The 16022-nt window shown below is 45.3% G+C and carries 15 protein-coding genes and 1 riboswitch; of the genes, 9 read left to right on the top strand and 6 right to left on the bottom strand.

Annotated elements, in window-relative coordinates:
- Positions 1 to 49: 49 nt before the first annotated feature.
- Positions 50 to 260: riboswitch (cobalamin riboswitch) on the top strand.
- 29 nt (positions 261 to 289) lie between these two features.
- Together OGH69_RS01030 and OGH69_RS01025 are read left to right on the top strand one after the other, a co-directional pair.
- Positions 290 to 2119 carry a TonB-dependent receptor plug domain-containing protein gene (locus OGH69_RS01030; RefSeq protein WP_265172573.1) on the top strand — a complete coding sequence of 610 codons (1830 nt, stop codon included), beginning with the start codon at positions 290 to 292 and terminating at the stop codon, positions 2117 to 2119.
- A gap of 6 nt (positions 2120 to 2125) precedes the next feature.
- The gene (locus tag OGH69_RS01025; RefSeq protein WP_265172572.1) at positions 2126 to 3199 is read left to right on the top strand and encodes a DUF5074 domain-containing protein; all 1074 of its coding nucleotides are present in this window, start codon (positions 2126 to 2128) and stop codon (positions 3197 to 3199) included.
- 62 nt (positions 3200 to 3261) lie between these two features.
- Here OGH69_RS01025 and OGH69_RS01020 read toward each other — a convergent pair whose 3' ends face one another.
- Positions 3262 to 4704, bottom strand: a complete 1443-nt coding sequence (locus OGH69_RS01020) for a S41 family peptidase (protein ID WP_265172571.1) — start codon at positions 4702 to 4704, stop codon at positions 3262 to 3264.
- A 111-nt stretch (positions 4705 to 4815) separates the two neighbouring features.
- On the opposite strand from OGH69_RS01020, the gene OGH69_RS01015 reads away from it, so the two are divergent.
- The 5 genes from OGH69_RS01015 to OGH69_RS00995 are packed head-to-tail and all read left to right on the top strand — an operon-like array spanning position 4816 to position 7363.
- Positions 4816 to 5331 carry an RNA polymerase sigma factor gene (locus OGH69_RS01015; RefSeq protein WP_265172570.1) on the top strand — a complete coding sequence of 172 codons (516 nt, stop codon included), beginning with the start codon at positions 4816 to 4818 and terminating at the stop codon, positions 5329 to 5331.
- Positions 5312 to 5755, top strand: a complete 444-nt coding sequence (locus tag OGH69_RS01010; protein ID WP_265172569.1) for a hypothetical protein — start codon at positions 5312 to 5314, stop codon at positions 5753 to 5755. Before OGH69_RS01015 ends, OGH69_RS01010 begins: the two co-directional genes overlap by 20 nt.
- A gap of 5 nt (positions 5756 to 5760) precedes the next feature.
- Positions 5761 to 6234 carry a DUF4252 domain-containing protein gene (locus tag OGH69_RS01005; protein WP_265172568.1) on the top strand — a complete coding sequence of 158 codons (474 nt, stop codon included), beginning with the start codon at positions 5761 to 5763 and terminating at the stop codon, positions 6232 to 6234.
- Between the two features lie 53 nt (positions 6235 to 6287).
- Complete coding sequence (locus OGH69_RS01000; protein ID WP_265172567.1) at positions 6288 to 6818, top strand: DUF4252 domain-containing protein; 531 nt, start codon at positions 6288 to 6290, stop codon at positions 6816 to 6818.
- 5 nt (positions 6819 to 6823) lie between these two features.
- Positions 6824 to 7363 (top strand): DUF4252 domain-containing protein, encoded by a 540-nt coding sequence (locus OGH69_RS00995; RefSeq protein ID WP_265172566.1) that lies wholly within the window; start codon positions 6824 to 6826, stop codon positions 7361 to 7363.
- A 55-nt stretch (positions 7364 to 7418) separates the two neighbouring features.
- Here the strand turns inward: OGH69_RS00995 and OGH69_RS00990 are convergent, their stop codons facing one another.
- Genes OGH69_RS00990 through OGH69_RS00970 form a run of 5 tightly spaced genes read right to left on the bottom strand, consistent with a single transcriptional unit; the run spans position 7419 to position 11953 of the window.
- Positions 7419 to 8201 (bottom strand): hypothetical protein, encoded by a 783-nt coding sequence (locus OGH69_RS00990; RefSeq protein WP_265172565.1) that lies wholly within the window; start codon positions 8199 to 8201, stop codon positions 7419 to 7421.
- Positions 8202 to 8261: 60 nt separating this feature from the next.
- Positions 8262 to 8708, bottom strand: a complete 447-nt coding sequence (locus OGH69_RS00985) for a sterol desaturase family protein (RefSeq protein WP_265172564.1) — start codon at positions 8706 to 8708, stop codon at positions 8262 to 8264.
- Positions 8709 to 8718: 10 nt separating this feature from the next.
- Positions 8719 to 9558 (bottom strand): phytoene/squalene synthase family protein, encoded by an 840-nt coding sequence (locus tag OGH69_RS00980; protein ID WP_265172563.1) that lies wholly within the window; start codon positions 9556 to 9558, stop codon positions 8719 to 8721.
- Positions 9555 to 11048 carry a phytoene desaturase family protein gene (locus OGH69_RS00975; protein WP_265172562.1) on the bottom strand — a complete coding sequence of 498 codons (1494 nt, stop codon included), beginning with the start codon at positions 11046 to 11048 and terminating at the stop codon, positions 9555 to 9557. The genes OGH69_RS00980 and OGH69_RS00975 overlap by 4 nt, the downstream gene beginning before the upstream one ends.
- Complete coding sequence (locus OGH69_RS00970; RefSeq protein WP_265172561.1) at positions 11045 to 11953, bottom strand: MerR family transcriptional regulator; 909 nt, start codon at positions 11951 to 11953, stop codon at positions 11045 to 11047. Before OGH69_RS00970 ends, OGH69_RS00975 begins: the two co-directional genes overlap by 4 nt.
- Before the next feature lie 311 nt (positions 11954 to 12264).
- Between OGH69_RS00970 and typA the strand changes: the two genes are divergently transcribed.
- Positions 12265 to 14064 carry a translational GTPase TypA gene (gene typA / locus OGH69_RS00965; RefSeq protein ID WP_265172560.1) on the top strand — a complete coding sequence of 600 codons (1800 nt, stop codon included), beginning with the start codon at positions 12265 to 12267 and terminating at the stop codon, positions 14062 to 14064.
- A 585-nt stretch (positions 14065 to 14649) separates the two neighbouring features.
- A complete protein-coding gene (locus OGH69_RS00960; protein ID WP_265172559.1) occupies positions 14650 to 15885 on the top strand; it encodes a WD40 repeat domain-containing protein in 1236 nt (411 codons plus the stop codon).
- Positions 15886 to 16022: the final 137 nt, after the last annotated feature.

Here is a 16022-nt window from a genome sequence, read left to right as displayed (position 1 = left end):
ACTAAATCAAAAATTAATCATATAGATGAAATTAGTCCCTAATAATGCTATCTTTGCGCCAACTTAAGGTTGCGGCGCATTTTTCGGCGTGCCGCATTAAAAGGGAACCGGGTTAAAATCCCGGGCTGTTCCCGCAACTGTAAGCTTATTCCGATTGTAAATCGGAAGGCTGTTGTTAACTGCAAACCACTGTCTGTAAAGGCGGGAAGGTAAACAACAGTACGCAAGCCAGGAGACCTGCCTTGAGCATAACTAATATCGGACCTTCGGGAAAAAAGGTTCAGGGATTATGGCTTGTAAAAAAATCATCTTACCGTTTTTTCTGTTGCTGTGCCAATTCATTTTTGCGCAGAATGACACCATTGTGCAATTGCAGGAAGTGATTGTTTCAGATATGCAATTACTTGAGTTCTCAGGCACACAATCCACACAGCAACTGAACGATTCCTTACCAGGCAGGAACGGCACATCGCTTACTTCGTTGCTGCAATACAATACCGTGATTTATTTTAAGGAGAATGGACTCGGAATGGTGGCATCCCCTTCCTTCCGCGGCACTACTGCCCAACAGACGGCCGTGATATGGAACGGCATCAACATCAATTCGCAGCTGAACGGGCAAACAGATTTCAACATCATCAATGCACGCGACTTTAATTCGGTTACAGTACGTGCCGGTGGCGGCAGTGTCATTTACGGAAGCAGTGCTATTGGCGGCAGCATCCACCTGGATAATGACCTTACTTTCGGTGATAAGTTTGACAATTCACTGCGCATAGATTACGGCAGCTTCAACACGTTCGGGGCGAACTACAACCTGAAAGCATCCGGTGAAAAGCTGAGTACCGGTCTAAGCGTTAGCCGCAACAGTTCGGATAACGACTATGACTACCCGGGATGGGACATGAAAAATGAGAATGGCCAGTATCATAACACCAGTTTGAATGCCGCTTTTGCCTACCAACTGAATGACAGGAACATCCTGAAGCTTTACAGTTATGTTTATGATGGTGAAAGGCACTTTTCAGGAACGCTGGGCACTCCTTCAAAAAGTAAATACTATGACACCAATACCCGCAACCTGCTTGAATGGGCGGGTTACTATAATCGATTTACATCGAAGATAAAAGTTGCTTACCTGCAGGAAGAATACAGGTATTACGAAAACCACCAAAACAGCAACTATACATTCGGAAAGGTAAAAACATTCATCGGGAAATATGATTTGGCATATGATATATCCGAAAAGATAAAATTTAATACGATTATCGACTACACCCAAAACAATGGGGAAGGTTCGGACATACTGTCTGAAAAAAGAGGCATTGGTTCGGGCAGCCTGCTAATGAAGCACCAGGTTTCGCAAAAATTCCATTACGAACTGGGTATCCGAAAGGAAATTACCAATGCCTATGAAAGCCCGCTGCTGTTCTCGGCAGGAACAGCCATTAAAGCTGCTGCCTTTTACACGATTAAAGTCAATACTTCACGCAACTTCCGGATACCTACCTTCAACGACCTGTACTGGCAGGGCACAGGAAATCCTAACCTGAAGCATGAAAACTCGTACCAGGCAGAACTGGGCAATGTGTTGCATTTTGGCAACCTTACTTTTACGCTGACCGGCTATTACATCAAATTGCAGGACATGCTGCGCTGGGTACCTTCTGCGGGCGGCATTTGGAGGCCTGAGAATGTGGATAAAGTTAATACCTATGGCCTGGAATCCATCCTGAACTGGAAAAAGAAAATAGGTGGAGGGCAACTGGAATTTAACGGCACCTATGCCTATACCGTATCGCGCGAGGACGGGAAAACCGAACAGCTCATTTATGTACCGCTCCACAAGGCTACGGCCTCACTTGCCTATGCTTATAAGGGCTTTTCGGGATATTACCGGCATGTGTTCAATGGGGAAGTTTTTACCAGTACGGACAATGCCTACAATCTTGATGCCTACAATGTCTCCGGCATCGGGGCTGAATATAATTTCAAAGTGCTTTCAGGCATTGCACTGGGAGTACAGGCAAACAACCTTTGGAACGAGGAATACCAAAACGTGATCATGCGCCCCATGCCGGGACGCTACTACAATATGTACCTTAATTTTAAATTCTGATATACAATGAAAATCAACAAACTAATCCTTACAGCGCTTGCAGGATCGCTAATATTTGCATCTTGTAGCGACGACGACTCAAATGGAAATGCGCCATCCGGTGCTTATGACAACGGAATGCTCATCATCAACCAAGGTAACTTCGGCCAAAGCAACTCTACCGTTTCTTTCCTTTCTGACGGCCTACTATTGGAGAACAACATTTTCGCTGCAGTAAACCCGGGCCACATCCTTGGTGATACAGCACAGGACATTGGCTTTAAAGGCGACCTTGCCTACATTGTAATGAATGCTTCGAACAAAATCGAAATCGTAAACCGCTACACTTTTGCACACGTTGGTACTATAAGCCAGGGGCTTGACAACCCAAGATACATTGCCTTTAGCAATAACAAGGCATTTGTAACCAACTGGGGTGACGGTGGCGTTACAACTGACGACTATATAGCAGTTATTAACCTTTCTTCGAATACTGTAACTTCGGAGATCGCTGTAGCGGAAGGCCCGGAGCGCATTCTTGAAGAGGACGGCAAACTGTATGTTACGCATAAAGGAGGTTATGGGTACGGCAACTCAGTTACCGTTATCAATGGGTCAACGAATGCGGTTGTAACTACGATTGCTGTTGGTGATGTGCCTAACACCATGGAAGAGGAAGATGGGAAGCTTTATGTAATGTGCGAAGGAAAACCATCATGGGCACCAACCCCTGAAACCCCGGGCAGCCTTGTGGTTATCAACCTTTCTAACAATTCGGTAACTTCTACACTTGGTTTTACCGGCACGAGCCACCCTACCAACCTTGTAATAGAGGATGATAAAATTTATTTCACCGAAGGTTCTGACATTTATACCATGGCAAAGAACGCTGCTACACTTCCTTCTGAACCTATATTTACCACAACAGAACAAGGCGTATATGGCGTATCTGCCTTTGCAGTTGAGGATGGACGCATCTATATCGGCGATGCAGGTAACTTCAACTCAAACGGAAAAGTACATGTGTACGGACTGACCGGTGGGACACCGCAATCTTTTACCGTTGGGATAACTCCTGCAGGATTCTATTTCAACGATTAATTCAGGCTATTAAATTGTTTCTATAATGAAAAACTCCACCGACATGGTGGAGTTTTTCGCTTTTATGGTATTGGCTGTAACGCTGCCGATCCCGCCGGCATCTCGTCTATATACATCTCGGTACCAAAGCGGCGTATATTTTTTGAATCTTTAAAGCCTTTATGCTTTTTGGATGGAGACCATATGGGCCTGCCGTTTCCGGTAATGTCGCCAATCGCAGCCGCAAATAACGGTTCTGCAGGATCGCCTATAACACCCATATTGCCATAATCCTCACGTAATTCTACGGTTGGCGCAATGCCGGCACTATAGTCACCAAAGCCATCGGCGTTTATGGTTTTCAGAACAATGGGCTGCATCGCATACCTGTGGCTTCCGTCTCGGCCGCTCCTGCCGAAGTCAGGTGAATCGTATAGTGTTACAGACCCCACATTTTTTCCTGTAGTGGTATCGCCTATCACCACAACATCTATGTATGGCTTCAGGCAGTTGATTACCAATTCGCTCGCCGAAGCTGTAGAGCGCGTTGTAAGTATATATACTTTATTCAGGTGAAGGCTGTTGATGGATGCCCCTCCTGATAGTTGATTGGTAAACAGGTTCTGCAACGCATCGGGGTTATTGTCCTCGTAATAGCTTTGCAGTTTGTTGTTCCATTGCTGCTTGGCAAAAAGCTCACCATTGAACTGTCCCGTAATCATGCTGGCAAGAAAGGCAGCTGTGCGCACAGAGCCTCCGGAGTTATAGCGAAGGTCCAAGACCAGGTCGGTAATATTCTGCGAAGCGAGATTGCCGAAGGCCGCATTGAGGTCGGAATCGTAATTGCTGTAAAAACCATTATACATAAAGTATCCGATTTTGTGGTTGTCTACTTCGGTAACCTGTACGTTGTACACCGGATTTTCGGCATACTCAGCTTTCGTTAGTGTTACTGTAGTACCTGTAGGGGTGACTACGCCATTATTATACGTCGCCATATTGAGGGTATACGTATCCGCGCCAAGCAGGCTCTGGTAATTTTCAGGAGTCAGGGGAGTATCGTTTACACCATAAAAAATATCGCCCCTGTGAATGTTTTTAGCAGAAGCGTCCGTATTGGGTAATATATACCTTACATAACCAAAAATAGCCGTTTGGGTACCATCGGTATAGACAAGGCCAAATTCCATACCGTTACTTTTTACAACACCTTGCAGGGCATTTTCCAATACACGGAAATCAGGCACCAATACGCTCCAACGATCTACAGTGCCGCGCTGGTAGAGCAAGCTTTCAAATAGATCTTCAGGGCTGGAAAATCCTTCAAGGTAGGAATTGAGCTGGCCCTGGTTGGCAAACCGCTCATCCGAGAGATCCGGAACTTCAGCCTGCCACAAATAATAAAGGTTAAGTCCTTTCCATATAAAGTCGTTTACGGGTACGGCATTGTCGTCCATGTCTTCGCACCCTGTGAAGGCAAGCGCGCCAACAAGCAGCGAAGCCATTAATAATCTTATCTTTTTCATGCAATTCAATTTTTTACAGAACGTAAATTTAAATAATTTTGATATAGCTTGTAACAAAAGTTATGCCTATTCGTCTTCCTTTTATAAACCAATAACAAACCACCATCAGTAATGGATCAGAAAGAGTTCATAAAAGTGATCTCTCCGTTTAAGGACCGGCTGTACCGGCTGGCGAAACGGCTGCTCGTGAGCAACGAGGAGGCCGAGGACGCCACGCAGGAGGTGCTTGTCAAGCTATGGAACAACAAGGCGAAGCTGGAAAGCTACTCGAGCGTTGAAGCCCTGGCGATGACAATGACCAAAAACTACTGCCTGGACCAGCTGAAGTCCAAAAGGGCTACCGAGATGCGGATAGTGCACAGCAACTACACCGACCGGCAGGCAGGATTGCAGCAGCAGGCAGAGGACAGGGACAGCTGGGAATGGGCTGAAAAGATAATGGAAACATTGCCCGAACAGCAGAAGCTGATATTGCAGATGAGGGACATTGAACAATATGAATTTGAGGAAATAGCCAAAATAATGGACATGAACGAGACCGCTGTAAGGGTGGCGCTGTCCAGGGCCAGGAAGACAATGAGGGAGGAACTATTAAAAACACACCGCTATGGAATTACGAACAATTGAGATACTACTGGAGAAATATTTTGATGCAGAAACCAGTATTGCCGAAGAGAAACAGCTGCAGCTGTATTTTTCTTCACCGGATGTGGCGCCGCACCTGGAGCAGTACAGGCCAATGTTCGGGTATTTTACCCAGGCCGGCACACAGCAATTTGAAAAGCCGCTGCCACTGAAAGCCAAAAGGAATTACAGGCCATGGATATCGGTTGCGGCAAGCGTTGCGGTAATGCTGGGCATGTTTACCATTTTTAATAACCATGAGCAGCCTGCGAGTGGGGACCTCGGCACCTATGACGACCCCGAGGTAGCCTTCAGGGAAACGCAGAAGGCGCTGAACATGCTCTCCAAAAATGTAAACGTGGGTGTTGAAAGCGTTAATTACATAGGAGAATACGAAAAATCAAGAAAAACAATATTTAAAGACTGATAATCATGAAAAAGTTTATAATCACAGCAGTAATGGCAGCAATGCCTTTTGTAACCTTTGCACAAACAAAAGCATTTGACAAATTCCAGGACGTGGAGGGCATATCGTCTATAACCGTGAATAAGGAGATGTTCGAGATGCTTGGCGAAGTGAAGGTTTCCGATGACAAAAAGACCCAAAGCTACCTTGATATGGCAGAAAACATAGAGGGCCTGAAGGTATTTACCACTAAGGAAAAAAAGCACAAGGATGCGCTTAGGGCATCGGTAGCAGAATATATTAAAAAGAACCCACTTACCGAACTGATGAGCATAAACCAGGACGGCCAAAAAGTGAAAATTTATGCCGCACAAGGCAAAACAGAATCCATCATCAAGGAAGGCCTTATATTTGTTGAAGGCGGAGATGACAAGGACCTGGTATTGGTATCCTTTACCGGGACACTGAACCTGAACGACATTGAGGGGCTTAAAAAATAAGCCCTTCCATGCCCTAAAAAACACCAAAAACAAAAGAACTAAAAATGAAGACCATGAAAAACCTGATAATAGCTTTAGTATTTGCCATATTGCCAACCCTGATGCACGCACAGGTAACCGCCTTTGACAAATTTGAGGACAAGGCAGGCATTGAAAGCGTAATAGTGAACAAAAAAATGTTCCAACTGATGTCGCAGGTAAAGGCTACCGGTGAGGACAAGGCGAACTACCAGCAGTATATCGACCTGATTAAAAAGCTGGACAACCTCAAGGTATTCCGCACTGTGAATTCCAAATACAGCGCCGAAATGAAGGCTACTGTAGATGCCTACCTGAAAAATAACCCGCTTGAAGAGCTGATGCGCATCAACGAAGGAGGCCGGAACATTAAGATCTACGTGAAGTCGGGAACTACGGCATCCCAAGTGCGCGAACTGCTCATGTTCATGGACGGCGGCAAGCAGGAAACCATCATCATGTCGCTTACAGGCAACTTCGACCTAAGCCAGATATCCATCCTGACTGACAAGATGAGCCTGCCGGGTGGTACCGAACTGAAAAAAGCTTCAAAATCTAAAAAATAAGAGCCATGAAACGTATACTGTTAGCCAGCTTCGCACTGCTATTGCTTGCCTCGTGCTCCAACGAGCCTACTTTACAAAAATACTATGTTGAAAAAGGTGGCAACCCGGGCTTTGTTAGCCTTGACATCGCCCCGACTTTCATAGATACCAAGAACATTAAGCTGTCTCCTGAAGAAACAAAGGCGCTTAAATCGCTGCATAAGTTCAATGTGCTGGTATATAAAGCGGACAGCCTGGATGTGGACCATGCAAAATATAACAAAGAAAAAGACCAGGTCCGGACGCTTGTAAAATCGGAGTATGAAGAACTGATGAAGTTTAACAACGGTACGAGCGGCGCATCCATCAGTACTAAGGGTGAAGGCGAGAATATTGATGAATTTGTAGTATTCGTGCACAACCAGGACAACGGTTTTGGCGTTGTACGCGTACTGGGCGACGACATGACACCAAACAATGTACTGACCATTGCAGGGTTATTGGAAAAGGCCAATATAGATACACAGCAGTTTGCACCGCTGCAGCAACTGCTCAAAAATAAATAGGTTTGTTTAGGTTAGTAGGATCCCCCGTAAGTTTTGGCTTGCGGGGGATTTTTGTCTAATACGGAAAATCATTAATCTTAGTACTGTCGAGTGCTACCCAACCCTGCTCCCGCTCCACATATTTTACGTCGAATTTTTCCGAGAAGACTGTTTTATATTTGCCGTTGCGGCGCTCTTTCAGGTGCTCCATTTTGTAATGCATGGTCACAGTGTCGTTTTTAATTTCCATTTTTGAGGTAAGATGGCATGCCAGCATTGCCTTGCGTCCCGGCTTGCACCATCCTGTCCAAATGTAAGTGCATATATAACCGCCCTGCTGACCGAAACCTTTAAAAAGATGTGTGTAAGAGGAACAATGTCCCGACCCTGTACCACACGTATTTATGCTATAGTAGCCTTCCTCATGCTTGTTAAGGGTGTCATAGTATTTATCCCAGCAGCAGAAGTGCATACCCCCATAAAAAGGCTCTGCCTGGAGTACCTTACCATCAGGTGAATATTCGAGAAGTACAAGGATTGAAAAACGATCAGGATGAATTACATCCGGCAGGCAGGCAAGATAATTGCCGTTATCCATGCGGTAGTATTTGCCAAGTGTGTCGGTATCCGTGATGTCATGCAGATTGAGGTCCAGTGTGTCACGCTGCCCTGGCTCCAATTCGTACCCCAAATCGTAATTTGCCTGTAAAAGGAGCTTTACGGCTTGTTCCTTACGTACAAATCCGGAATCTGCCGCCGCTCCGGTGTAACCGGTTTGTGATGGAAGAGTTTTCCGGATTGGGGTGCAGTAGTTCGCAAGTACCGCCAGCAGCGATATCCCTGCAAGGAATGTTTTCATCAGTGTTGATTTTCCGATAAATTTAATTAAAAGATCACCGGAAAAACCAAACGGCAAAAATTATTTCCTCCAATACTTCATCGGGAACAGGAGCATCCCAAAACATTCCCCATGCTCTTTATCAAGGTGTTTGTGGTGCATTTTGTGGGCACGGCGAACTGCTTTGCCGTAGCGGCTGGTAGCATTGCGGAATATCTTAAACCGCTGGTGGATGAAGATGTCGTGCACCAAAAAGTAGGTTAGCCCATAGGCGAATATTCCCAACCCGATGGCCAGGCCTATTTCAAGGATATCATAACGCCACAGCAAAAAGAACCCAATGCTTATCACCGCGTAGAAAATGAAAAAAGTATCGTTACGCTCAAACCAGGAGTCATGGTCCTTACGGTGATGGTCTTTGTGGAGTGACCACAGGAAACCGTGCATGACGTACTTGTGCGTAAACCACGCCATAAATTCCATCATTCCGAAGGTGAGCAGGAAAACTAAGATATATATCCACCACATGGGTACAAAGTTAAAGTAAATTGAAATGATAGTTTACATAGCAACGCGCCAGAAGCCCCATTTTTTGGTAATTAGGTACACGTATACGGGTATTCTTGATTTCCAGTGGCGGGGTGTTCTTGAGCTTCTTGAGTAATGTCCGATAGTAAACATACGCTGTATACACGCCAAACTTGGCCTCTGCCGGAAGCTGTAAAATACCTAAATAACCTTCATGCAGGTCGGCCTCGATCTCCTCAACTATAGCACGCTTGGTATCGTCATTCATTTCATCAAGGTTAAGCGTTGGGAAATAATTGCGTTCCAGCCCTTCCATATCGGCCTTGAGATCACGGAGGAAATTGACCTTCTGGAATGCCGAACCAAGGCGCATTGCAGGAGCTTTCAGCGCTTCATAGCGTTCGTTATCATTATCTGTAAAAACCTTCAGGCACATCAGCCCCACCACATCGGCACTACCGTAAATGTACTGGTTGTATTCGGCAAAGGTGGCGTAGTCTTTCTTTACCAAATCCTGCTCCATACTTGCCATGAAAGCATCGATCAGGCTTTTGTCGATATTGTATTTGTATACCGTATGCTGAAAGGCATTCAGCACAGGGTTCAGGCTTATCCTGTCTGCCAAAGCATTTTTAAGATCATTCTCAAAGCGATTGAAAAGGATTTCTTTGTCGTAGTCGTGGAACGAATCCACGATTTCGTCGGCAAGCCTTACAAAGCCGTAAATATTGTAGATATCCCTGCGTATGCGTGGCGACAGCATTTTTACAGCAAGCGAAAATGACGTGCTGTATGCTCTTGTAATGTTCCTGCTGCAATCGTACGATATGGTATCAAAGATCGATTTCATAGGGTAGGTATTTCAGATTGTTTGTTGTATTTAGAATGTTTGGTCACAAGGCCTGCAACGAGTTTACCCGATATGAGCGCAGGTGGCACGCCCGGACCCGGAACGGTAAGCTGGCCCGTAAAGTACAGGTGTTTCACTTTGCCGCTTTTCAGTTTCGGTCGAAGGAAAGCGGTTTGCAACAGCGTATTGGCCAGCCCGTAGGCATTGCCTTTATAAGAATTGTATTCTTTCACAAAATCATTCACGCAGAAGGATTCTTTAAAAAGGATATGACTCCTCACCTCCTGCTGTGTCAGTTTTTCAAAGCGGCAGATGATCTTTTCAAAATAGCGCTCCCTCAGCTCGGGTGTATCCTCCAGTCCCGGTGCAAGCGGTATCAGGAAAATGCCGGCTTCTTTGCCTGAAGGTGCGGCATCAGTGTCGGTCTTCGAAGGGAAGCTTGCATAAAAGAGCGGTTCTTCCGGCCATTTAGGGTTGTCATAAATATCTTTGGCATGGATGTCAAAATCAGTATCGAAAAAGAGCGTATGGTGCTCGACATTTTCTATCTTTTTATCAAACCCTATATAAAACAGCAGCGATGACGGTGCGAATGTGCGCTTCTCCCAGTATTTTTCTGAATAGGCACGGTATTGTTTGTCGAGCAGCGTTTCAGTATGGTGGTAGTCGGCCCCACTTACTATGATATCGGCATCGATCTTGTTTCCGTTTATGATGAGGTGTGTTGCCTTTCCGCCTTCAACACCTATCTTTTCAATATTCGCATTCGTAATTATTTCTACTCCGAGTTCTTTGGCAAGTGTTTCCATTGCCCTTATCACGCTGTACATACCGCCTTTCGGGTGCCAGGTGCCAAGGCCGAAATCAGCGTAATTCATGAAGTTGTAGAACGAAGGTGTGTCGCTTGGTTTTGCCCCAAGGAACAGCACGGGAAACTCCAGCACCTGTACCAGTTTTTTATTTTTGAAACGCTTACGGATGTCTTTGGATATATTGCCAAAAAACTGCCCCATCTTCATCATGGTTTGCGGGGTAACCAACTCTATAGGCGACTCCCCCGGGCGGTACACCAGGTCTTTTATGGCTATGTCGTAATTGCTTTTGGCTTCATCAATGAATTCACGCAATTCTGCACCACTGCCTTTTTCAATGGATTCGAAAGTATCGGCAATTTCGTCGAGGTTGTCGGCAATGGTAACGAAATCTTTTTCGGCAAAATAAACACTGTAAGCAGGCGACAGTTTTTCCAGTTCATAATAATCGGACGGCTTTTTGCCGAAGTCGCCGAAAAATCGTTCGAATACATCGGGCATCCAATACCACGTAGGGCCGATGTCGAAGGTAAAGCCATCACGCTTCAACTGTCGTGCCCTCCCCCCTATTGCAGCATTCTTTTCATAAACTGTAACACCATAACCCTGCTGTGCCAGATAGCACGACGCTGCAAGTGATGAAAATCCGGAACCTATTATTTTTGCCTGTTTTCTCATACTTTGATGTGAAGGGTTTCTGTAAAAGCAACTATTGAACTATACACTTTAATTTTATTATTGATGATATTGTCATTCAGATAGTGAGTATTACGGCCAAAGAGCAACAATTCAGTGGTATCGTCATTGACTATCTTTTCATTCATTTCTTTTATGTATGCATTTACAGCATCAAAGCCCGGTGCAACCGTTGTATAGCATATAAAGGTAATTTTTTCAAAATGGTTCTTTATTTCTTCAATATTGCTAAGAGGCACATTCTCGCCTATATAGATGGTTTTATAACCTTTTTGCTGAAGCTCATAATTAAGAAACATAAGACCCAATTCGTGAATTTCTTCCTCGGGGAGGTACAGTACATAAGTCCTGTCGCCATTATCTTCATCAAGTGGAAGCTTGGCGGTTTCCAAAGCGAGCTTTTGCCGGATCAGATAACTTATAAAATGTTCATGCGCAGGAGTTATCGTATCGGTTTGCCATAGTGACCCAATTTCCTCCAGTAATGGAATAAAACACTCATAAAATATCTCACCAAAGGTCTTTTTATCCGCCAGGGAATTATAAGTTGTCATAAAAAGCTGCTTGTCAAAATTCATCATTGCCAGCTTGAAATTATTGACAACATGCCCGGCAAGGCTTTTATTTGACAAAATTTCCTTCACCATTTTCGGAATATCATCTTCTGGCACCCTTGCAAGCATGGAAATTTTATAGCCGAAAGAGTTTAGGGTACTAATGTTCAGTATTCTTTGCAGGCTGGCTACATCATAATACCGTATGTTACTTTCAGTACGCAGCGGCTGCAATATATTGTACCGTTTTTCCCATATCCGGATGGTATGGGCCTTGATTCCGGAAAGGTTTTCCAAATCCTTGATGGTAAATATATTTTTAATATTGTTCATTCTTTTTTAAAAAACATTAAACAAAAGTAAGTCCTATAAATGTGGTTAAAAGTTAATGACTTGTTAAATTTTAAATTAGTCAAATAAAACCTGTTCAAAAAGTGCTTTAGGATTATTTTAAGAATTTTTTATCTCTTATAAAAATGCGGCACCAAGCTTCCAATTTCTAATGATAAACTACCTTTTACATTACTTTTTCGTTTCTAAATGGTTACATTTTCAATGCTATAAAAATTTTATGCTAACCTCCTCATAACTAAAGTTTTTTTTGTCGAAATAAATCATACCTTTGCACCTTCAAAAAAATACGTATGACACCCATTAGAAACATTGCGATCATTGCCCACGTTGACCACGGTAAGACAACACTGGTTGACAAGATCATGTACCACTGCCAGCTGTTCCGTGAGAACGAGAACACAGGCGACCTTATCCTGGACAACAACGACCTTGAGCGCGAAAGGGGTATTACCATTACGTCGAAGAACGTATCGGTAACCTACAAAGGCACCAAGATCAACATCATCGATACCCCGGGCCACGCCGACTTTGGTGGCGAGGTAGAGCGCGTACTCAACATGGCCGACGGTGTACTCCTGCTTGTAGATGCTTTTGAAGGCCCAATGCCGCAAACACGTTTCGTACTGCAAAAAGCCATCGACCTTGGCCTGAAGCCATGCGTGGTAATCAATAAGGTAGACAAAGAAAACTGTACGCCGGAAGAGGTGCACGAGAAAGTGTTCGACCTTATGTTCGAGCTTGGCGCGGAAGAGTGGCAGCTTGACTTCCCAACCGTATACGGTTCGGCCAAGCAAAACTGGATGTCTGACGACTGGAAAAACAAAACTGAAAATATCGAGCCGCTTTTGGATATGGTACTGGCACACATCCCTGCACCTAAAGTATCTGAAGGTACGCCGCAAATGCTTATCACATCGCTTGACTTTTCGAGCTTCACAGGCCGTATCGCCATCGGCCGCCTTCAAAGGGGCATACTTCGCGAGGGCATGAACATAAGCCTTGTGAAGCGTGATGGCAAGATCATCAAGTCGAAAATAAAAGAGCTTCACACGTTCGAAGGGCTTGGCCGTAAGAAAGTGGAGGAAGTAATAGCAGGCGACATCTGTGCACTTGTAGGTATTGAAGGCTTTGAGATCGGCGATACCGTTGCCGACTTCGAAAACCCTGAAGCGCTTACTTCAATTGCTATTGATGAGCCAACCATGAGCATGCTTTTCACTATCAACGACTCTCCTTTCTTTGGTAAAGAAGGTAAATTTGTTACCTCGCGCCACATCAAGGACAGGCTGGCAAAAGAGCTGGAAAAGAACCTTGCCCTTCGCGTATCTGAGACAGACAGCGCTGATAAATTCATGGTGTTTGGCCGTGGCGTACTCCACTTGTCGGTACTTATCGAAACGATGAGGAGGGAAGGTTACGAACTACAGATCGGGCAGCCCCAGGTTATCATCAAAGAGATCGACGGCGTAAAATGCGAGCCTATCGAAGAGCTTACCATCGACCTTCCGGAAAACCTTTCAGGACGTGCGGTAGAGTTTGTTACCGTTCGCAAAGGCGAAATGCTGAGCATGGAACCAAAAGGAGACCGCATGATCATTAAATTCAACATCCCGTCAAGGGGCATCATAGGACTAAGGAACCAGTTGCTTACCGCTACTGCGGGTGAGGCGATCATGTCGCACCGCTTTCTGGAGTATCAGCCGTTCAAAGGCGAGATACCGGGCCGCTTGAGCGGGTCGCTTATCTCAATGGAGAACGGTAAGGCCATCCCTTACTCAATCGACAAGCTACAGGATCGCGGTAAGTTCTTCGTTGACCCGAATGAGGACATCTACGAAGGCCAGGTTATCGGTGAGAACTCACGTGGTGACGATATGGTTGTGAACGTAACCAAGACTAAAAAGCTGACCAACGTACGTTCATCCGGTGCCGACGATAAGGCGCGCATCATCCCGGCTATCAAGTTCTCGCTTGAAGAAGCCCTGGAATACATCCAGAAAGACGAGTACGTAGAAGTAACGCCTAAGAGCCTTCGCCTACGCAAGATCTACCTGAACGAAAACGACAGGAAGAGGTATAAGATCGCTTAAATTGGTTGATAGTTGATGGTTGACAGTTGTCGGCCCAATTGCAACGGATAAATATAGAACCGGACTTGAGAGAGTCCGGTTTTTTTGTTCCCCTACCCAACCCACACCGAAGGGGAGGTGCCGGAACGTGCCGGGAGTACGTGACTATTAGTGTTTAGTTTTCCAGCAGGAATGTAGCTGTAATTGCAAGCGGAAGAATGAGCGCGGTAATCTTTACAGTCAAAAGTCCCCTCCCCAACCCTCCCCAAAGGGGAGGGAGCCTGGACGTGCCGACAATACGTAACTATTGAGGCCTATTTCAATGCTCATCCTGCAGGAGTGCAGCTCTTCCCCTCCCTTGGAGGGGTGCCTGAAAGGCCGGGTGGTTAAATATTTACATGCAAGAGTGTAGCTTTCATTTCGACCGCAACGCAGCGTAGTGGAGAAATCTCAAAATTCCAAAAAGTAAATGGCAACTATTCTGCAGCGAAAGGCCACTGCTTCAATAAATAATAATTAACTTTCCGAACATCATAAACCGCCACAATAAAAAAGATATATTTGCTTCCCGCCATTAACCAACGGGTAAAACAAAACACAAAACCTATGTCAACAGACCTCTATGGTATCCGCATACTGAAAAAGGAGCCGGACCAAAAGAAAATTACCATGAAAGTGATCGTGGTATATTATGATGTGGCCTACGAAAGCCACGAACCGCTGCCTACAGATAAAAGCATGTTTCTGCGCGTGCTGTGGGACAGCGATGCTTACATTGCAACACAAATATCAATGGACGAGTTTCTCGATGAGGATTGGGTGAATGCCAATGCCTATAAATACATCGACCATGTAAAGCAGCTCAGCACCAGGAACTACCCTCTAAGGGACTATACCGGCTACCACGACTTCTACTATGGCGACGGCCCATGGAAAGACGAGGAGAAACTCGTACAGGCGGATTATGAAGTGTACGTACACGATGCCCGCCTTTTCGAGCATCTGGAGGTAGGCCAGTCGTGGGGCACAACGAGCTATGAAACCCGGTCTTATGTACATCCGGGGGAGGCAGCGCCTTTCATGCCCAACTTCGATGCGGAAGTCGTCCGTTTGGAGCCATTTCCCGGCATTGAGGAGGGAACTGAAGTGCTGGTATTTACCAAAGACGGATCAAAACTCATCGCCTCCAGTTCAGAGAACGAGATCGTGTGCTTTGATACCGCAACGTGGCAGGAGCTTTGGAGGCAGAAGTTCGAGGATATGTTCGGCGACATGAAGATTGATGAGGAGCAGGGTATCGTGTGGATTACCCGCTATAATAAAATAGCAGGGGTGGTAGACATTGCCACAGGAGCGATTTCGGACAAAACCCCAAAAACGGCAGCACGCGGCTTTTCGCGTACCGGAAAATATGCAGTAGAGTATGGGGAAGATGAGCTGCTCGACTTTGGTAATGGCCGCAGCATTGAGCAGCCCGGCTGTGTAGAGGCCTTTTCCTTTTCGGCCGATGATAAGCTGGTTGCCATGGGCGGCGGCTCCTACCATTTCGTAGATATCTGGAATACCGAAACCTTGGAGCGCGTACACACCATCAATACCGGATTTCGCACCAGCAGGCTGGCTTTCAGCCCTGATGCCAAATACCTTGTGGTAGTATCGTTCGACAAGCTGATGGTGTATGAAGTGGCTACAGGAAAGATGCTGATGAACAACATCAAAACCGACAGCACTTCTTTCGGGATACCGGTATGGTCGCCCGACGGGAAGTACTTTGCCATCAACCATTATAACTACTTCGGTTATGACGGGTACACAGGTGTTTATAAAATAGGCACGGAATAATGGTTTTCCATTTCGAACGGAGTTTACGGAGTGAGAAATCTCGAATTGTCTTTAATACTTTGAGATTTCTCTCACTATCGAAATAGAAGAGGGAGATTTCTCCTATGATTAATGGAAAACGTACAATATATATACCA

Source organism: Flavobacterium sp. MFBS3-15 (genome assembly GCF_026107645.2).
GTDB lineage: Bacteria > Bacteroidota > Bacteroidia > Flavobacteriales > Flavobacteriaceae > Flavobacterium.
The sequence above is the reverse complement of the archived record's forward strand: the minus strand, read 5'-3'. Positions and strand labels throughout refer to the sequence as shown.